The organism is Robertmurraya massiliosenegalensis JC6, assembly GCF_000311725.1.
Classification (GTDB): domain Bacteria; phylum Bacillota; class Bacilli; order Bacillales; family Cytobacillaceae; genus Robertmurraya; species Robertmurraya massiliosenegalensis.
In genome coordinates this window covers 571,549-590,561 of the sequence record NZ_HE978511.1, presented here as the reverse complement: position 1 = coordinate 590,561, position 19,013 = coordinate 571,549, and the positions used below count along the sequence as shown (strand labels likewise).

Below are 19,013 nucleotides of genomic sequence, written 5' to 3'. Positions count from 1 at the left end.
ATGATAGATCTTCACAGTGGAGAGTTTTTGGAGATTAACATTAAAGATTTGATGATCCCTTCTGAGCGGGTGGCACATGTTCAAGTGAAAAATAGTCTAGAACATGCACTGTTAGTTCTAACAAAAAGCGGATATTCGGCAATACCGGTTTTAGACCCACAATATAAATTGCAGGGACTGATTAGTACTCCATTAATTATGGACTCGATACTTGGGCTTGAGCGAATTGAATTTGAACAATTAGAGAAACAACGTGTTGAAGAAGTGATGAATCGAGAAATTCCACGGATCCAAATTGATTCGGACATCAAATCATGTTTATCGTTGTTAATCGATCATCCCTTTCTTTGTGTTGAAAGTATTGAAGGAATATTTGAAGGAATCTTAACGAGAAGATCTGTTTTGATCCAACTAAATCAGTTGACTTCTGCCAAATCAATGTAATGAAATGGATTTCAGTTAAGCACATAATATGTTTTTAGTGTATAGCCTCCTAATATTTAGGGGGCTCAATTTTGTATTTGAGGTGTTATATGGTAGACGCAATACATAGTCAAAAAATGATGAAGAAACAAACGAAGAAACCAATGGTGTTAGCTGCTGTTATGTTAGCGATGTTTATGGCAGCGATTGAAGCAACGATTGTGGCAACAGCTATGCCCGCAATTGTAGGAGATTTAGGTGGATTCACACGCTATAGCTGGATTTTTTCTTCGTATTTATTAATGAATGCTGTAACCGTGTTAATTTATGGAAAGTTATCGGATTTATATGGGCGTAAGCCGATTTTAATTATAGGTATCGTCATTTTTCTAATTGGTTCGATTCTTTGTGGATTTGCAGAATCAATGACCATGCTGATTATCTACCGTTTTGTTCAGGGCTTTGGTGCTGGAGCGGTAATGCCAATCGCCAGTACAATTGTTGGTGATATTTATACAATGGAAGAAAGGGCAAAAATTCAAGGTTATTTATCTAGTGTATGGGGAATATCGGCCGTTTTAGGTCCAGCAATAGGTGGAATCCTAGTCCAATATGTGAGTTGGCAGTATGTTTTTTGGATTAACGTACCTTTAGGAATATTAGCGATTATCGGTATTAGCATGTTTTTACATGAAAAAGTGGAAAAGAAAAAGCATCAAATTGATTATCAAGGTGCTATTCTTTTAACGATCGCAATTTCGGCTTTTATGATTCTGTTAGTTGAGGGTGGAACCCATTGGGCATGGAATTCACCACAAGTATTGAGCCTAATCGTTATTACCTTAATCGCTTTTCCGCTCTTTGTGTTTCAAGAGAAGCGTGTATCAGAACCAATGATGCCATTTTCGATTTGGAAAGAACGTTCCATTTTTATAGCGAATATGACATCACTTACAACAGGAGTCATGTTAATAGGGATTTCGAGCTTTCTCCCGGCGTTTGTTCAAGGAGTGATGGAACAACCACCGATTGTGGCAGGCTTCACATTGACTACGATGTCGATTGGTTGGCCGATTGCGGCGACAGTGGCAGGGAATCTTCTCTTGAAAATTGGATTTAGAATCACGGCGATTATAGGCGGCGTATCTTTAATGATCGGTGGTATCATGTTTGTTTTCTTATCTCCAGAAATGGGACCGGTCTGGGCTGCAGTGGCTTCCTTTTTTGTCGGAGTGGGAATGGGGATGACAACGACTTCTTTTATTGTTTCCATCCAAAGTACAGTTGGCTGGGAACAACGTGGTGTTGCGACAGCAGCGAATATGTTTATGCGAAATTTAGGAAATACGATAGGAGCTGCTCTTTTAGGAGGAATCCTTAATAGTCAGCTACTTTCATATATAAAGAAGCAAGGTGAAGCAGTCTCTGAAGATCTAACGATCGACGCTGCCAATATATTATTAAATGAAGAACAAAGAAATGCATTGTCTCCAGGCGTAAAAGAAGTGCTACAGGAAGGATTAACATTCTCCATTCATACGGTATATATTACAGTCCTTATTTTTGCTGTCATTAGTTTTGCACTCATTCTTTTTCTACCAAAAAAGGAGAGGAAAAGATCCAATTAAAGACTAAATGAAGAAGGTGATTCTATGTCTACATTATCAGCATTTCATCTTCTCTCCGTGTTAGCTGCTGAAATGAATATGCGAAAAGCGTCTGAGCGATTATTTGTTTCCCAACCTGCGCTTAGCCAGAGGTTGCAAACAATAGAAGCAGAATGGGGAACGAAGCTTTTTATTCGCTCACAAAAAGGTCTAACTTTAACTCCAGCGGGAGAAATGGTTATTAAGTTTGTGAATGAGGTGCTGGAAAAAGAGGAAAAGGTGAAAGAATCGATAAGTGCCATGAATTCAGAAGTGTATGGTACTTTAAAGATTGCTGTAGCGAATATTGTTAGTCAGAATTGGCTTCCTAAAGTGCTAAAAAAATTCGTTGAGCGCTACCCTCATGCAAAAGTTTCTTTGGTAACTGGCTGGAGTAGTGAGATTCTGCGATCGATGTATGAAGATCATGTGCATATCGGCATCGTTCGCGGTACTCCTGACTGGAAAGGGATTAAAATCCCCTTGTTCGAGGATCACTTGTATTTAGTTGATAAAGAAATAACCTCAACTGAGGATGTAATGAAAACAGAGCGCCCTTTTATCCAATTTAAAAGTGACTCCAATTATTATCAAGAAATCCAAGATTGGTGGCATCGCCAATATCAAACAATGCCAAAACGAACCATTGTTGTGGATCAAATTGAGACATGTAAACAAATGGCTTTTAATGGAATCGGCTATGCGATTTTACCGGCGATCACCCTTAATGGTGGAGAACAAGATATTTTTAAAATTCCCCTCCTTGATGAAAGTGGTGAGCCATTAAAAAGGGACACTTCATTAATTGGCTACGAATCTGCATTCAAATTAAAGCAAGTACAAGCTTTTGTTGACTTGATTAAGGAGCATGTTGTGGAAGATACTAATCATGGAAAATAGAGAAAATAGTTAATGCTTGTCTTGTCCTTTTTCATTTGCTAAAGTAAAATTCATAGTGTACATAATCGAATTATTGGAGGTACTTAGGATGAGCAAAATGATGGATGCAAACGAAATTATTTCGTTTATTGCCAATAGTAAAAAATCAACACCAGTAAAGGTTTACATAAAAGGAGATTTATCTGGAATTGATTTTGGACCTAGTTCAAAATCATTCATTTCTGGAAATACGGGAACAGTATTTGGGGAATGGAGTGAAATCGGGCCAGTAATCGAAGAAAATCAAGCGAAAATTGAAGACTATGTAGTGGAAAATGACCGCAGAAACTCAGCGATTCCATTACTAGATATGAAAAATATTAAAGCAAGAATTGAGCCAGGTGCAGTTATTCGAGACCAAGTCGAAATTGGTGAAAATGCTGTTATTATGATGGGCGCTTCGATTAACATTGGTGCTGTTATTGGTGAAGGTACGATGATTGATATGAATGTCGTACTAGGTGGAAGAGCAACAGTAGGAAAGAACTGTCATATTGGAGCAGGTTCTGTCTTAGCTGGTGTGATTGAGCCGCCTTCTGCAAAGCCTGTTGTGGTTGAGGATGATGTCTTAATTGGTGCTAACGTTGTCGTCCTTGAAGGAGTAACAGTTGGAAAAGGTGCTCGCGTTGCAGCAGGAGCAATTGTGATTGAGGACGTTCCAGCAAATACGTTGGTTGCAGGCGTACCAGCACGTGTGATTAAAGAGATTGACGAAAAAACCCTTTCAAAAACAGAAATCATGCAAGCTTTACGTAATCTTTAATATAAAGGGCAGAAGAAGTGTGGATGGATATCCGCACTTTTTTTATAAAGGAGAGAGGTTATAATGTCTTTTGTTCAAATAAGAAGGGATTTACATAAAATTCCTGAATTGGGATTTCAGGAATATAAAACACAAAGTTATCTCCTTGAGTATTTACGGTCGTTGCCACAGGAACGAGTACAAATCAGAACATGGAAAACAGGTATTTTTGTCAAAATTGAAGGCTTGAATCCAAGGAAGACGATAGGTTATCGAGCTGACATGGATGGGCTTCCCATTGTGGAAGAAACAGGGTTGCCTTTTCTCTCTGAACACCGAGAGCAAATGCATGCTTGTGGACATGATTTTCATATGAGTATTGCTTTAGGATTAGTCACTCATTTTACTCATCACGCAATCGCTGATAATCTGTTGTTCATTTTTCAGCCTGCTGAAGAGGGACCGGGAGGCGCAGAACCAATGCTTCAGTCTGATATCATGAAAGAATGGAAACCGGATCAGATTCTTGCGCTTCATATTGCTCCAGAATATCCAGTTGGTTCGATTGCCGTCAAGGAAGGCTTGTTATTTGCCAATACATCAGAGCTCTTTATCGATTTAAAAGGGAAGGGCGGTCATGCCGCTTATCCACACGATACAAACGATATGGTCGTCGCAGCTTGTTCTTTAGTAACCCAACTCCAATCAATCGTGGCGAGAAATGTAGATCCGCTTGATAGTGCAGTCGTGACGATTGGAAAAATTAGCGGTGGTACGGTACAAAACATTATTGCCGAAAAAGCCAGAATTGAGGGAACGATTCGAACGCTTTCTGTACAATCGATGGAAAAAGTAAAAAAGAGAATTCAATCGATGGTAAAAGGAATTGAAGTAGGTTATGAATGCGAAACCGCCATTGACTTCGGAAGTATGTACCATCAAGTATATAATGAAGAGAAATTAACGAGAGAGTTTATGAACTTTGTTACTCAAAGAACAGATGTCAATGTTATAGAATGTGATAAGGCGATGACAGGTGAGGATTTTGGGTACATGCTTAAGGAAATTCCAGGATTCATGTTTTGGCTTGGAGTAGATTCTGAATACGGTTTACATCACGCAAAATTAAACCCGAATGAAGCGGCGATTGAAGTCGCAATTTCGATGATTTCAAAGTATATTCAATACAAAGGCAATTAGAATTCATTATGACTCGCTCAAGGACTAGGTGATAAATACCTAGTTCTTTTTTTATTCATTAGGAATTTATAAATTCCCTCGACTTGCGGATAACGTGTTCGTATAAACTGTTGGCGTATCGGCATGAAAAAATAACAGGAGAAATTCCGTTTAATGAGCAAGCATCATGAAAAAGAGCCAAAATAACAGGAAAAATTCCTGCTATTCCTTCAAAAAATGCCAAAACAAACGATTTTGCTCTCCATAAGCGGAAAATCTTCCGTTATTTCTCCTAAAAGGGACTCCATCGAGGAGATAACAGGAAAAATTCCGCTTAAGGGTGAGAGATGGTTGGATCGAATAAGACAAACCGGAAGCTTCCTTCATTTTGTAGGAGCTTTGTTCTTCATTTTGGATGTACTAATGAATACACAAATTAGAAATTTTTAAAAAGGAAAATAATTCGAAAAAATAGTGGTAAATTATTTCGATTTCCGTTATATTTGTAAATACGTTCATCTATTTTTCAGAACATCTAGATTCGTTTTCTGACATGCCAGAAGATATAAAGAGATATAAATAGTTGGCATGTTCAAAATGGAAAGAGAATGGGGGAATTTTATTTGGAAACTTTTAAGAAATTAAAGGATTTTTATTGGCCTTACAAAAGGTATTTCATTTGGTCAATTGTGTTTATGTTCTTAATTACCGGTATTACAGTTGTTTACCCAATTATTCTTCAAGTGACCATTGATGAAGTGGTTCTTGGTGGAAAAAGTGAATGGATTCCATATTTAGCGTTTGGATTTATTGGAATTATGATCATAAAAGGCTTAGGTACTTACGTTCATCAATATACAGGGGACTTATTTGGAATTACTTCTGTTTACAAATTAAGAAACGCTTTGTATGAAAAGCTACAATACTTGCCTTTTCGTTACTATGATAATGCAAAAACAGGGGACTTGATGTCTAGATTAACCTCAGATGTGGAAGGATTTCGATTTTTTCTTTCCTTTGGATTCTCTGAACTTTTACGATTAATGATTCTTGTTTTGTCTACCTTTGCGGTTATGTTCTATTATTCTCCTGCACTTACAGTCGTCACATTAATCACTTTACCGTTTTTAGTAGTTGTCGTGTTTAAATTTGAGCGTTCTGTCCATCCAGCATTCCGAGCAATTCGGAAGTCGTTCGGAAAGCTTAATACAAATGTGCAAGAAAACATAAGTGGAATTAACACGGTAAAGTCATTATCTCGCGAAGAACATGTCATTGATAAATTTAATACATCAAATGGGGATTATAAAGATAAATATCTGTTTACTTCAGCTATATGGGCAAAATACTTTCCGTTAATGGAATACTTAGGAAATTTAAGTGTTGTATTCTTACTTTCTTTCGGGGGCTATCTCGTTATCGAAGGAAGTCTTCGTCCAGGAGAGCTCGTTGCTTTTTATAGTTTGGTAGGCTATATTATGTGGCCGATCATGAACCTTGGGTTTGTGATCAATCTATTTTCACAATCAAAAGCTTCAGGTGAGAGATTATTAGAAATTTTAGAAGCAGAGAATGAAATTACAGATATTGATGAATCGATCGTGACAGAGAAGCTTAAGGGGGATGTTCTTTTCCAAGATGTTACGCTTCGGTATGGAGAAGATGATAAGGATGCCCTTTATAATATCTCTTTCCATGCTCATCCAGGAAAAGTTGTAGGATTGATCGGTTCAACAGGTTCGGGGAAAACAAGTTTAACCCAGTTAATGACGAGATTTTATGAACCGGTTCGTGGGGAAGTTTTAATTGACGGCCTTAACGTGAACAAGTATTCATTGCAATCAATAAGAAGCAATATTGGCTTTGTTTTACAAGAATCGTTTTTATTTTCATCATCGATTAAAGCGAATATTTCGTACGGGAGACCCGAGGCTACGATGGATGAGATCATCGATGCTGCGAAAAGAGCACAAGCACATGAATTTATAATGGAGTTACCTGACGGCTATGACACGATGCTCGGTGAAAGAGGGATGGGGCTCTCAGGTGGACAAAAGCAAAGAATTGCCATTGCTCGTTCTATTTGCGTCGATCCAAGTATTTTAATTCTCGATGATGCCACAAGTGCCGTCGATATGGAAACGGAATTTAAGATTCAGAAAGCGTTGAAAGAGGTGATGAAAGGAAGAACCACTTTTATTATTGCTCATCGAATTTCATCATTGAAGCACGCAGATGAAATACTCGTCCTTGAAAATGGGAAAATCGCAGAGCGTGGGACACATGAAGACCTATTGAAAAATGAAGGTCCTTATCAGCGGATATATGACATTCAATATCAAGATAAAGAACAGATCATGAAAATGCAAATTGGTTAGGGGGGATAACATGAAAAATGATAAACGTTCGATTCATGAAAATGTATTGAAAAGATTCCATTATTCAACGGATCAAGTGATTGAAAAACCGTTCAACTGGAAGCAAATGCTCAGACTTTTTAGCTATATGAAGCCATATCGAAAAAAATTACTACCGTTATCTATATTAATGGTGTTAATTACAACGGCCGTTCGCTTAATCATCCCGATTTTAATCGGAGTTTATGTTCTTGATAAGGCCATCGTTGAAAAAGATACGGATTTATTAACTGTGTTAATCATTATCATCGCAAGTTTATTCACGCTTTCCTATGTCGCCAATTTTTTACGAATTAAGTGGATGAACCATTTAGGTCAAAGTGTCATTTATGATTTGAGAAAGCACTTATTTACACATGTTCAAAATCTCTCCCATCGTTTCTTTGATCAACGGTCTGCTGGGTCAATTCTCGTTAGAATTATGAATGATATTAATTCGTTACAGGAATTGTTTACGAACGGGGTCATCAACTTAATGATGGATGTTATCCTCTTGATAGGTATTTTTGCTATATTATTTAGTTTAAGTCCAGAGTTAACGTTGGCCGTAATGGTGATATTGCCAATCATGTTCTTTATTTCGACTAGTCTTCGAAGAAATATACGCCGATCTTGGCAAACGGTAAGGCTATTCCAATCAAAGTTAAACTCACACCTAAACGAAAGTATTCAAGGAATCCGTGTTACACAGGCCTTTACACAAGAGAAAGAGAATATGGGCTTTTTTGATGGAGTCAATACAGAAACCTTTGAAAGCTGGCGCGTCGCTTCGCAAAAAAATGCCATGTTTAGACCATTAGTAGAACTTACTAATGCCGTTGGAACAGCCGTATTAATTTGGTTTGGAGCAAGCTTAATCCAAAATGATACAATGACTATCGGAATCTTTGTCTCTTTCGCCTTTTATTTAGGGATGTTCTGGGAGCCGATCTCAAGACTTGGGCAAGTATATAATCAATTATTAATGGGGATGGCATCATCAGAGCGTATTTTCGAATTTTTGGATGAGCAACCTATTGTGTCTGAAAAAAGAGAAGCGGTTCGCTTGGATGAAGTAAAAGGGCATATCCAGTTCAAAGATGTTGTTTTTTCTTATGATGAAAAAAGAACAGCCCTTAAAAGTGTAAATTTGGAAATGAAGGCTGGTCAAACGGTTGCGTTAGTTGGGCATACCGGTTCAGGCAAAACAACAATTGCAAACTTAATTAGTCGATTCTATGATCCAACGAGTGGTCAAGTTCTATTAGATGGCAATGATTTAAAGGATATTTCTTTAAAGGATTTACGTGAACAAATTAGTGTAGTCCTCCAGGAAACGTTTATCTTCTCTGGAACGATTGCTGATAATATTCGTTTTGGGAATCCTTTCGCAACCGATGAAGAAGTTCAAAAGGCGGCAGAAGCTGTTGGTGCACATTCTTTCATCGAAAATTTACCGAATGGCTATGACACTGAAGTAGAGGAAAGAGGAAATGTGCTCTCTGTTGGGCAGCGCCAACTCATATCTTTCGCACGAGCATTGCTTGCTGACCCAAGAATTATTATTCTAGATGAAGCTACTGCAAGTATCGATACTGAAACAGAAGTAAAAATTCAAACAGCTCTAAAGACATTGTTAAAGGGAAGAACGGCTGTGATTATCGCTCACAGACTCTCTACCATTCGCGAAGCTGATAATATTATTGTCCTGGATCATGGTGAAATTGTCGAACAAGGAAATCATCAACAATTAATGGATGTTCAAGGAGAGTATTATCAACTTATTAAGTCACAATTTAATATGCTGAATGCGGTATAAATGAAAGCACTACTTTATGGTGGTGCTTTTTACTTTGCTTCCAAGTTGTAACCTTTTAGGGGAATTCTCGTCTTAGCAATAAAAGGGGGCAATAACATGTTGAAAAAAATAGGATTAGGTATGTTGCTTTTGCTTTTATTAAGTGCTTGTAGTGCAGGTTCTGAATCGCAAGAACAGGCAATGGATACCGAGAGTGGAGCGGCGCTGGAGGAGAAAACGGAAGAGATGGACGTTTCTTTATCGAATGCAACAGAGCCGAAAGAAGAAACTCCGATAGAATCAGCGAATCGAATGGTTATTTATAAAGCTGATTTGAGACTTGAGGTCGAGGATTTTCAATCTTCATTGGAAGCAATAGAGTTAAAAACGAATCAATATGGCGGCTATGTGGTCGAGTCTTCAACATATCGTGAAGAGGAAGAAGTGTACAGTGGAACCATCACTGTAAGAATTCCAAATGATCGCTATCAAGACTTTTTGACTGAAGCTGAAGGTATGGCCGTGAAGATTTATGATCGAACCGTGAATGGAGAAGATGTTACAGAACAGTATGTAGATTTAGAATCGAGATTAAAATCTAAACGTACTGTGGAGGCAAGACTTCTAGAATTTATGGAAAAAGCGAATAACACAGAGGATTTATTGAAGCTCTCCAATGATTTAGCAAAAACCCAAGAAGAAATTGAACAACTTTTAGGGAGAATGAATTATTTAGAAAATCAAAGCTCCTTAGCGACAGTGACGATTTCGATGAGTGAAAATAAAATCGTGGTGCCGAATCTTGACAAGCAAAATTTAAATACTTGGGAAAAAACGAAACAGCAATTTGCTACAAGTCTTCATTATTTGCTTTCCTTTATATCTGGCTTATTTGTGTTTGTGGTTGGAAATACCCCTGTGTTCATAATTGTAGGCCTTATTGCTCTACCTATTTTCATTTTTTTAAGAAAAAGGATGAAAAATAGAAATAGCTCTAATCAAGAGTAGGTTCCAAATTCGAGTATGTTCTTTTTCTTATTGTGTGCTACAATGAGGACATACTTTTTGGTTAGAAAAACATGTACTTTTTTCATCGGGGGAATGAAAGTGAAAAAGGAATTTGCCGTTATAGGTTTAGGGCGTTTTGGAGGTAGTATCGTACGTGAACTTGCAGAACAAGGAATGGAAGTCATGGCGATTGACACAAAAGAAGATCGGGTCAATGAATTTTCGATGATTGCTTCACATGCAGTCATGGGTGATACAACTGATGAATCCGTCCTTAAGGGGTTAGGGATTCGGAATTTTGATCATGTCATTGTTGCGATCGGTGATGATATACAGGCAAGCATTTTGACTACTTTAATTCTAAAAGAGCTTGGCGTTAAACATATAACTGTGAAAGCGCAAAATGATTATCATGAAAAGGTTCTCTTAAAGATAGGAGCCGATACTGTTGTCCATCCAGAAAGAGATATGGGGAAAAGAATTGCCCATAAAATGGTTTCAAACAGTGTATTAGACTATTTAGAGCTTTCTGATGAGCATAGTATCGTTGAGATTGTCGCTGGTGGAACGGTCATTGGCCACACGATCTTGGAACTCGATATTCGAGCCAAATACGGCATAAACATAGTAGCGATAAAACGAGGCAATGAAATCAATGTTTCGCCACAAGCGAATGAGGTTATTTTACAAAATGACATTTTAATTGTGATTGGAGCCGACTCAGATATTAATCGATTTGAAAAAAAAGTCATGACTGATTAATACAAAAAAACAAGCATGTGATCATACCATGCTTGTTTTTTGTTGTTTATTACACTTCCATAATGATTGGCAAAATCATTGGACGACGTTTTGTTTTCTCGTATAAGAATGGAGCTAATGTATCCGTGATTTCATTTTTGATTTCAGACCATTGAGTCGTTCTTCTTTCCATTACTTTATTCAAGTGTTTGGAAATGAGGCTTTGAGCATCATTAATTAAATCCCCAGATTCTCTCATATAAACAAATCCACGAGAGATGATATCTGGTCCAGCGGCGATTTTGAAATCCTTCATATTGATACTGATGACAACAACTACTAATCCTTCTTCTGAAAGAATACGTCGATCACGAAGAACAATATTCCCAATATCACCAATGCCACTACCATCAATATAAATATTACCTGAAGGGATTTTTCCTGCTACTTGTGCAGAATCCTCACTTAAAGCAAGAACTTCACCATTGTCCATAATAAAGCAATTTTCTTCACTGACTCCACAGTCATTGGCCAGTTTCATGTGCATTCTTTGCATGCGATATTCACCGTGGATAGGCATAAAGAATTTTGGCTTAATGAGACGAAGCATAAGCTTTTGTTCTTCTTGTCCGCCATGACCAGAAGTATGGATATCACTTAGTTTTCCGTGGATGACTTCAGCTCCAGCTCGGAATAACATATTAATGGTACGACTAACGCTAAGTGCGTTACCTGGAATAGGGGAAGAAGAGAATACGACCGTATCACCAGGAATGATTTGAATTTGTCGATGTGTACCATTGGCAATACGTGATAAAGCCGCCATTGGTTCCCCTTGGCTACCCGTACATAAAATCGTTACTTGATTCGCTGGAAGTCGATTAATAGACTGAGCATCGATAAAAGTATCCTTTGGTGCTCGGATGTAGCCAAGTTCTTGTCCAATATTAATAGCTGCTTCCATACTTCTTCCGAATACAGCAATTTTTCTCCCGTTAGCTACGGCAGCTTCCGTTACTTGTTGCAAACGGTGAATATTTGATGCGAAAGTAGCAAAGATAACTCGACCGTCGACTTTCCTAAAAATATCATGGATATTATCCCCGACTCTTCGCTCTGACATGGTGAAATCAGGCACTTCACTGTTTGTACTATCGGATAGTAAGCATAGTACGCCTTCTTTTCCGATTTCAGCCATCTTCGTTAAGTTTGCCGGCTCACCTACAGGAGTAAAGTCAAATTTGAAATCACCAGTATGAACAATTTGCCCAGGAGGAGTCTTAACGACAATGCCGTACGAATCCGGAATACTGTGTGTGGTTCTGAAAAAGGTAACCGACGTTTTTCTAAATTTGATGATGTCATCTTCTTGAATTTCATGTAGCTTAGCCGTTCTTAATAGACCATGTTCTTCTAATTTGTTTCGAATAAGACCTAAAGCGAGTTTACCACCATAGATTGGTATATTGATTTCTCTAAGTAAGTAAGGAATCCCACCGATATGATCCTCGTGACCGTGCGTAACAAAAAGTCCTTTTATTTTATCAACATTTTTAACTAAGTAAGTATAATCAGGTATCACATAGTCAATTCCAAGTAGTTCATCTTCAGGGAACTTGATTCCGGCATCAATTAAAATAATTTCATCTTGGAATTGTACACCGTACGTGTTTTTACCTATCTCTCCCAAGCCGCCTAAAGCAAAAACGGCGGTTTGATCATTTTTAACAAATTTCATAAATTATCCAATCTCCAATACTTTATAGTTTTCATTTTTCTGTTCATACTCTAAGAATGCTCCATCGACAGGAGTAATAAACTCGATATTATATGGACGCTCTGCCAATTTTGTACGTACTTCTCGAACTGACTCAGCTTCTACAAAAATCGTTTTTGTTTTCTCCCGAACAGGTGCTTCTGTTTTTAAATCTTGAAAATAAACTTTGAAAATCATACCATGTCTCTCCTTTTTTTATAAAAATGTAATAATATGTGATTCAATTTCAAACGAAAGGTTGGAATAATATAAAAAACGTCATTCTCTTAATGCTGTTGATACGTATCTAATATGTATAGATTATCTGGAATACGTTTTTTTAACCTGAACATGTAGAAATTGATTCATGTAATTTTTTAGTTAAAACAAGAGGGGAAGATCATCATCTTCCGAATAGACCCGATAGTAACTTTTTCTATTATATATAAAAAAAGGAACAATTTCATGTATTTTCTTTTTTCTTGCTCTATGTTTGATCATTTAACGAAGAGTATTGCTCCTAAATTTACTATAAAGAAGGAGCCCTTCGCAAGTATGAAGGGCTCATAATTTACGCTATGGATTTTTTTCGAAGCATATCTTTCCACTGTTCAACAAGCTTTTTCTTTAGCTTCTTTAACATTGTGGATCATCTCCTTACTTCCTATATTATACGATCCTTGTCCAAAGTAAAGATAATTCTCTCCTGTAATCTATTTCTTATTTTTATTATATGGAATTTTAGGTTTTTTTCTCATGGATAAACATGGTATTTGCTTATCTGAGTCAAAATAAAAACGCAACGGATTGTAACTCAATCCTTGCGTTGTTGTTTACCTATTTCTTATCTTTCAATTGGGGTGGCATTTTCTATTGGTTCGAATGGATCCTTTTTATTTATGTGGTCATAAAACATGATCCCGTTTAGGTGATCAATTTCGTGCTGGATACAAATTGATGGTAATCCCTTTAATCTGAGCTTTATCTCTTCACCTTCTAAAGTGGTGGCTTTTACAGTAACCCGAGCATATCTTGGAACATATCCTGGGATCGATTCGTCGACAGAAAGACAGCCCTCACCACTGGTTAGATAAGCTTTTTCAACAGAATGGCTCATGATTTTTGGATTGAAAAGGGCATAACTATGAAGGGTTCCTTTTTCATCCGTTAAATGGATGGCAAGCATTCTTTTGGAAATATTAATTTGCGGAGCGGCAAGGCCAATTCCTGGACGAAGATTATTTTCTTTTGCAATTTCAGGATTTTGACTTGCGATCACATATTCTAGCAAAGCTCTTAATGTTTCTTTATCCTCCTCTGATGCTGGAAGTGGTACCTCTTTGGCAACGGAACGCAAAGTAGGATGACCGTCTCTAATAATGTCTTCCATCGTAAGCATGTAGTTCACTCCTAAGTAATTCTCTCGTGCAATTATTTTAACAGAATTTGAAATAACCGTACAGTTTCAAAAAATCACTAGAAAGAGACATAATGAATGATAGATTTGAATAGAAATAATTAATAGGATTGATCGTCACTGATTTTTTCTACTGCTATTGTAATAAATGAAAACAATAGATATAGTAATAATTGTTATATGAAGGGGGTAACCAAGTGTCGATTTTGAAATGGAAGAAAACGACTGTTGTATTTATTCTATTAGGGATGCTGGTTCTATCCGGGTGCCTGAATCGGACTTCTACAACGGATGAAATGTACACTGTGCTTGAGAATGTTGTGGACTTAGAGCAAGACTTTGAACAACAACAGGAGCCTTTAGTAGAACTAGAGAGAGAAGAAAAGGAAATTTATAGCAAGATCATCGAATTAGGGATGAAGGAATTCGATCAAATTGTTACACTTTCTGAAGAAGCTTTAACGATTGTCGACAAGAGAAAGGAACATATGGATAAAGAAGAAGCAAGTATCCAAGCATCGAAACAGGAGTTTGAAAAGCTTGTTCCTTTAATGGAAGAGTTAGAAGATGAAGAAATAAAAACAAAGGCAAAAGAGCTATATGAAATCATGCAAAAACGATTTGCCACTCACGATACCCTTTATGAAAATTATATAAATGGGATTGAATACGATAAAGAACTTTATCAAATGTTCCAACAAGAGGAATTATCCATTGATCAATTAGAAGAGCAAATTACAAAAATTAACGATACGTATAAAATCGTTCTCGAGTCAAATGAACAATTCAATGAGTTTACTGAGCAATATAATGAGATAAAACTTCAATTTTATACAGCAGCAGGTATTGAAATAAGTGAAGAACAAGCAGAGGAAGGGGATTGACAATAGGTCAATTCCTTTTACTTTGTGTAGCGGAAAGTGGACAAAAACCCTCAGAAAGGTTGATTTAAGCGCTCTCCATTAAAAGCGCTTTCCTTTTTGAAGTAAGTAGTATTAATTATAATTATTATTATATAACTTTCTTTATTATAACAGTGGAGCGATTGTCTTGTTTTTTATAATACAGAAATCAAATGAAAATGAAACAGTTTATAAAATATTAACTACATTATTAACATGATTAGATTAAAAAACTTGAAGCTTAGTGATTGACGTAGCTATTTTGATTGGTGTAAACTTAAAACGAAGTTTAGAGTTGTATCAATATATCTCTCTAAAATTATAGTACAGCTTTTACTATCACTAAGTGTAAAAGAGGGCGTTTTATTTCAACCACATTGTGGAAAACTATTTGTAATGTGCGTTTAAAGCGCTTTATCGGTCTCAGAAAAGAAAAGATGTGTTATTTCTAAGATGAGATGGGTTTGGGTACCATAATATTGTTTTCTTCCCATACATAGCTTTAAAAGATTAAGCAAAAATGGGGACCAAAAATATTTGCACTTTAATATATTTTGTATGAAAGGGTGACTTTTAATGGCTTCTAAAACAAATAAGGCTAGTTTTGATGCAAAGAAGCAGCTTGAAAAGGTAGAAGAACAGTTTCAAACATTTCAAATACTTAATGAAGAGGGAGAAGTCGTAAACGAAGCGGCTGTACCAAACTTAAGTGACGAACAACTACAAGAACTAATGAAACGTATGGTTTATACAAGAATTCTTGACCAACGTTCGATTTCATTAAATCGTCAAGGTCGTCTTGGTTTCTATGCTCCAACAGCTGGACAAGAGGCTTCACAGCTTGCGTCACAATTTGCGTTAGAAAAGGAAGACTTTATTCTTCCAGGATATCGTGACGTTCCGCAATTAATTTGGCATGGCTTACCTTTATCACAAGCCTTCTTATGGTCAAGAGGACATTTCAAAGGTGGAGATATTCCTGAAGGTGTAAATGTTATTTCTCCACAGATCATCATCGGTGCTCAATATGTTCAAACTGCTGGTGTTGCTCTTGGAATGCAAAAACGCGGACAAAAGTCAGTTGCAATTACGTATACAGGTGATGGCGGTACCTCTCAAGGTGACTTCTATGAAGGAATCAACTTTGCAGGTGCTTATAAATCTCCTGCTATCTTTATAATTCAAAACAATCAATTTGCGATTTCAACACCACGCGAAAAGCAAACTGCTGCTAAAACATTAGCACAAAAGGCAGTTGCAGCTGGTATCCCAGGAATCGTCGTTGATGGTATGGATCCACTTGCTGTATATAGTGCTGTTAGAGAAGCTCGTGAACGTGCAATCAACGGTGAAGGTCCAACTCTAATTGAAACATTAACTTACCGTTATGGTCCTCATACAATGGCTGGGGATGACCCAACTCGTTATCGTACTTCTGATTTAGATAGCGAATGGGAAAAGAAAGATCCACTTGTTCGTTTCCGTAAATACTTAGAGAAAAAGGGTATTTGGAATGAAGAGATGGAAAATGAAACAATTGAACAAGCAAAAGAAGATATTAAAGTAGCCATTAAAGAAGCAGATAATACTCCAAAACAAAAGGTAACGGATTTGATCTCCATTATGTATGAAGAGCTTCCGCAAAACCTAGAGGAGCAATATGAACTATATAAAGAGAAGGAGTCGAAGTAAGCCATGGCGCAAATGACAATGATTCAAGCAATCACGGATGCGTTACGCACTGAATTAAAGAATGATCCGAACGTATTAGTTTTCGGAGAAGACGTAGGCGTAAACGGTGGGGTTTTCCGTGCAACTGAAGGACTCCAAGCAGAATTTGGGGAAGATCGTGTGTTTGATACACCATTAGCAGAGTCAGGTATTGGTGGTTTAGCAGTTGGTCTAAGTTTACAAGGCTTCCGTCCTGTTCCAGAAATCCAATTCTTTGGATTTGTATATGAAGTAATGGATTCTATCTCTGGTCAATTAGCACGTATGCGTTATCGTTCTGGTGGTCGCTATAATTCACCAGTAACCATTCGTTCACCATTTGGTGGTGGAGTACACACACCTGAAATGCATGCTGATAGCTTAGAAGGCTTAATGGCACAACAACCAGGATTAAAAGTCGTTATCCCTTCTACTCCTTATGATGCAAAAGGTTTATTAATCTCAGCTATTCGTGATAATGATCCAGTTATTTACTTAGAGCATATGAAATTGTACCGTTCATTCAGACAAGAGGTACCTGAAGGGGAATACACAATTCCACTTGGGAAAGCTGAAGTAAAACGTGAAGGTACAGACCTTTCTATTATTACTTACGGTGCTATGGTACATGAGTCAATTAAAGCAGCAGAAGAACTTGAAAAAGAAGGACATTCTGTTGAGGTTGTAGATTTACGTACAGTAGCTCCACTTGATATTGAGACAATTATTGCATCTGTTGAAAAAACTGGTCGTGCGATTGTCGTTCAAGAAGCACAAAAACAAGCTGGTATTGCAGCACAAGTCGTTGCAGAAATTAATGACCGTGCCATCCTTAGCCTAGAAGCCCCTGTTTTACGTGTGGCAGCACCTGATACAGTATTTGCTTTCCCACAAGCAGAATCAGTATGGCTTCCTAATGTTAAAGATATTATTGAAACAAGCAAAAAAGTACTTAATTTCTAAAAACTCGCGAAATCGTTGATTGAATAATCGTTTTTAAGGGAGATGGGTTTTTCCATTACCCTTAAATTCGATCGAACGGCACACTAACTAGAATAATTAGGAGGATGAATCCATGTCATTCCAATTTAAACTGCCTGATATTGGTGAAGGTATCCATGAAGGTGAAATTGTAAAATGGTTCGTAAAAGCGGGCGATAAAGTTCAAGAAGATGACGTCCTTTGTGAAGTACAAAATGATAAAGCAGTTGTTGAAATCCCATCTCCAGTAGAAGGTACTGTTGAGGAAGTTCTTGTTGAAGAAGGAACTGTAGCAACTGTAGGTCAGGTGTTAATCACATTTGATGCCCCTGGATATGAAGACCTTAAATTTAAAGGTGATGAAAGTGAAGAGGCTCCTAAGGAGGCTCCAGCTGCACAAGCTGATGCAACTCCTGAAGCAGTTCCAGCAAATACAGAGCAAGCAGATCCGAATCGTCGCATTATTGCTATGCCTTCAGTGCGTAAATATGCTCGTGATAAAGGTGTAGACATTCGTCAAGTCACTGGTTCAGGTGATAATGGTCGTGTTCTTAAGGATGATATCGAGTCATTCTTAAACGGTGGTGCGCCTACTGCTGCTGCAACAACTGCTGAAGAAGCTCCAGTTGCAAAAGAGGAAGCTACAAAACCAACGCCAATCCCTGCTGGTCAATATCCTGAAACTCGTGAAAAAATGAGTGGTATCCGCAAGGCGATTGCGAAGGCAATGGTAAATTCTAAGCATACTGCTCCACATGTTACATTAATGGATGAAGTAGATGTAACGAATCTTGTGGCAAACCGTAAGAAATATAAAGAAGTTGCTGCTGGCAAGGGAATTAAGCTTACTTTCCTTCCTTATGTAGTTAAAGCCTTAACAAGTGCTTTACGTGAATACCCAGCTTTAAATACTTCATTAGATGATGCAACAAATGAAATTATTCATAAGCATTATTACAATATTGGAATTGCTGCTGATACTGAAAAAGGTTTACTTGTACCAGTTGTGAAAGATGCTGATCGTAAGTCAATTTTCAATATTTCTGCAGAGATTAATGAGCTTGGAGCAAAAGCTCGTGACGGTAAACTTGCTCCAGATGAAATGAAAGGTGCTTCATGCACGATTTCTAATATCGGTTCTGCTGGGGGACAATGGTTCACACCAGTTATCAATCACCCAGAAGTTGCCATTCTAGGTATCGGTCGTATTGCCGAGAAGCCAGTCATTAAAGATGGTGAAATTGTAGCAGCACCAGTGCTTGCTCTATCATTAAGCTTTGACCATCGTATGATTGACGGTGCAACAGCTCAAAATGCACTAAATCACATTAAACGCTTATTAAATGATCCAGAATTAATGTTAATGGAGGCGTAA

16 protein-coding genes are annotated in these 19,013 nt (G+C 37.5%); 13 read left to right on the top strand and 3 right to left on the bottom strand.

The genetic code is table 11. The features are described 5' to 3' along the window. The 9 genes from cbpB to BMSHG_RS03050 all read left to right on the top strand — a co-directional run bounded on the left by cbpB (position 1) and on the right by BMSHG_RS03050 (position 10,893). Complete coding sequence (gene cbpB / locus BMSHG_RS03090; protein ID WP_019152970.1) at positions 1 to 444, top strand: cyclic-di-AMP-binding protein CbpB; 444 nt, start codon at positions 1 to 3, stop codon at positions 442 to 444. An 89-nt stretch (positions 445 to 533) separates the two neighbouring features. Beyond that, positions 534 to 2,051: an MDR family MFS transporter gene (locus tag BMSHG_RS03085; protein ID WP_019152969.1), complete on the top strand. Its 1,518-nt coding sequence runs from the start codon at positions 534 to 536 to the stop codon at positions 2,049 to 2,051. A 24-nt stretch (positions 2,052 to 2,075) separates the two neighbouring features. Further along, on the top strand, positions 2,076 to 2,969 hold the full coding sequence (locus tag BMSHG_RS03080; protein ID WP_019152968.1) for a LysR family transcriptional regulator: 894 nt from the start codon (positions 2,076 to 2,078) through the stop codon (positions 2,967 to 2,969). A gap of 88 nt (positions 2,970 to 3,057) precedes the next feature. Next, entirely contained in the window at positions 3,058 to 3,771 is a 714-nt protein-coding gene (gene dapD, locus BMSHG_RS03075; RefSeq protein ID WP_019152967.1) for a 2,3,4,5-tetrahydropyridine-2,6-dicarboxylate N-acetyltransferase, read from the top strand. A gap of 63 nt (positions 3,772 to 3,834) precedes the next feature. Then, complete coding sequence (locus BMSHG_RS03070; RefSeq protein ID WP_019152966.1) at positions 3,835 to 4,950, top strand: N-acetyldiaminopimelate deacetylase; 1,116 nt, start codon at positions 3,835 to 3,837, stop codon at positions 4,948 to 4,950. Positions 4,951 to 5,552: 602 nt separating this feature from the next. Further along, positions 5,553 to 7,307, top strand: a complete 1,755-nt coding sequence (locus tag BMSHG_RS03065) for an ABC transporter ATP-binding protein (RefSeq protein ID WP_019152965.1) — start codon at positions 5,553 to 5,555, stop codon at positions 7,305 to 7,307. 10 nt (positions 7,308 to 7,317) lie between these two features. Continuing rightward, a complete protein-coding gene (locus BMSHG_RS03060) occupies positions 7,318 to 9,144 on the top strand; it encodes an ABC transporter ATP-binding protein (protein ID WP_019152964.1) in 1,827 nt (608 codons plus the stop codon). A gap of 96 nt (positions 9,145 to 9,240) precedes the next feature. Next, positions 9,241 to 10,131 (top strand): DUF4349 domain-containing protein, encoded by an 891-nt coding sequence (locus BMSHG_RS03055; protein WP_019152963.1) that lies wholly within the window; start codon positions 9,241 to 9,243, stop codon positions 10,129 to 10,131. Between the two features lie 93 nt (positions 10,132 to 10,224). After that, on the top strand, positions 10,225 to 10,893 hold the full coding sequence (locus BMSHG_RS03050) for a potassium channel family protein (RefSeq protein ID WP_034658504.1): 669 nt from the start codon (positions 10,225 to 10,227) through the stop codon (positions 10,891 to 10,893). A 49-nt stretch (positions 10,894 to 10,942) separates the two neighbouring features. Here BMSHG_RS03050 and rnjA read toward each other — a convergent pair whose 3' ends face one another. The 3 genes from rnjA to def form a co-directional block, all read right to left on the bottom strand. Continuing rightward, complete coding sequence (gene rnjA, locus BMSHG_RS03045) at positions 10,943 to 12,610, bottom strand: ribonuclease J1 (protein WP_019152961.1); 1,668 nt, start codon at positions 12,608 to 12,610, stop codon at positions 10,943 to 10,945. Between the two features lie 3 nt (positions 12,611 to 12,613). After that, positions 12,614 to 12,826, bottom strand: a complete 213-nt coding sequence (locus BMSHG_RS03040) for a DNA-dependent RNA polymerase subunit epsilon (RefSeq protein ID WP_019152960.1) — start codon at positions 12,824 to 12,826, stop codon at positions 12,614 to 12,616. 646 nt (positions 12,827 to 13,472) lie between these two features. Continuing rightward, a complete protein-coding gene (gene def / locus BMSHG_RS03035; RefSeq protein ID WP_019152959.1) occupies positions 13,473 to 14,027 on the bottom strand; it encodes a peptide deformylase in 555 nt (184 codons plus the stop codon). Positions 14,028 to 14,242: 215 nt separating this feature from the next. Here def and BMSHG_RS03030 point away from each other — a divergent pair, with 215 nt between their 5' ends. The 4 genes from BMSHG_RS03030 to BMSHG_RS03015 all read left to right on the top strand — a co-directional run bounded on the left by BMSHG_RS03030 (position 14,243) and on the right by BMSHG_RS03015 (position 19,013). Continuing rightward, positions 14,243 to 14,929 carry a YkyA family protein gene (locus tag BMSHG_RS03030; RefSeq protein ID WP_019152958.1) on the top strand — a complete coding sequence of 229 codons (687 nt, stop codon included), beginning with the start codon at positions 14,243 to 14,245 and terminating at the stop codon, positions 14,927 to 14,929. A 594-nt stretch (positions 14,930 to 15,523) separates the two neighbouring features. Continuing rightward, entirely contained in the window at positions 15,524 to 16,639 is a 1,116-nt protein-coding gene (gene pdhA, locus BMSHG_RS03025; protein WP_019152957.1) for a pyruvate dehydrogenase (acetyl-transferring) E1 component subunit alpha, read from the top strand. Between the two features lie 3 nt (positions 16,640 to 16,642). Further along, a complete protein-coding gene (locus BMSHG_RS03020; protein WP_019152956.1) occupies positions 16,643 to 17,620 on the top strand; it encodes an alpha-ketoacid dehydrogenase subunit beta in 978 nt (325 codons plus the stop codon). A 112-nt stretch (positions 17,621 to 17,732) separates the two neighbouring features. Next, positions 17,733 to 19,013, top strand: a complete 1,281-nt coding sequence (locus BMSHG_RS03015; RefSeq protein ID WP_019152955.1) for a dihydrolipoamide acetyltransferase family protein — start codon at positions 17,733 to 17,735, stop codon at positions 19,011 to 19,013.

What these genes read in the sequence shown, in the direction of transcription:
- rnjA (WP_019152961.1), bottom strand. Translation starts at nt 12,610, where the DNA reads ATGAAATTTGTTAAAAATGATCAAACCGCCGTTTTTGCTTTAGGCGGC.
- dapD (WP_019152967.1), top strand. Translation starts at nt 3,058, where the DNA reads ATGAGCAAAATGATGGATGCAAACGAAATTATTTCGTTTATTGCCAAT.
- BMSHG_RS03020 (WP_019152956.1), top strand. Translation starts at nt 16,643, where the DNA reads ATGGCGCAAATGACAATGATTCAAGCAATCACGGATGCGTTACGCACT.
- def (WP_019152959.1), bottom strand. Translation starts at nt 14,027, where the DNA reads ATGCTTACGATGGAAGACATTATTAGAGACGGTCATCCTACTTTGCGT.
- BMSHG_RS03070 (WP_019152966.1), top strand. Translation starts at nt 3,835, where the DNA reads ATGTCTTTTGTTCAAATAAGAAGGGATTTACATAAAATTCCTGAATTG.
- cbpB (WP_019152970.1), top strand. Translation starts at nt 1, where the DNA reads ATGATAGATCTTCACAGTGGAGAGTTTTTGGAGATTAACATTAAAGAT.
- BMSHG_RS03015 (WP_019152955.1), top strand. Translation starts at nt 17,733, where the DNA reads ATGTCATTCCAATTTAAACTGCCTGATATTGGTGAAGGTATCCATGAA.
- BMSHG_RS03060 (WP_019152964.1), top strand. Translation starts at nt 7,318, where the DNA reads ATGAAAAATGATAAACGTTCGATTCATGAAAATGTATTGAAAAGATTC.
- pdhA (WP_019152957.1), top strand. Translation starts at nt 15,524, where the DNA reads ATGGCTTCTAAAACAAATAAGGCTAGTTTTGATGCAAAGAAGCAGCTT.
- BMSHG_RS03050 (WP_034658504.1), top strand. Translation starts at nt 10,225, where the DNA reads ATGAAAGTGAAAAAGGAATTTGCCGTTATAGGTTTAGGGCGTTTTGGA.
- BMSHG_RS03080 (WP_019152968.1), top strand. Translation starts at nt 2,076, where the DNA reads ATGTCTACATTATCAGCATTTCATCTTCTCTCCGTGTTAGCTGCTGAA.
- BMSHG_RS03055 (WP_019152963.1), top strand. Translation starts at nt 9,241, where the DNA reads ATGTTGAAAAAAATAGGATTAGGTATGTTGCTTTTGCTTTTATTAAGT.
- BMSHG_RS03040 (WP_019152960.1), bottom strand. Translation starts at nt 12,826, where the DNA reads ATGATTTTCAAAGTTTATTTTCAAGATTTAAAAACAGAAGCACCTGTT.
- BMSHG_RS03085 (WP_019152969.1), top strand. Translation starts at nt 534, where the DNA reads ATGGTAGACGCAATACATAGTCAAAAAATGATGAAGAAACAAACGAAG.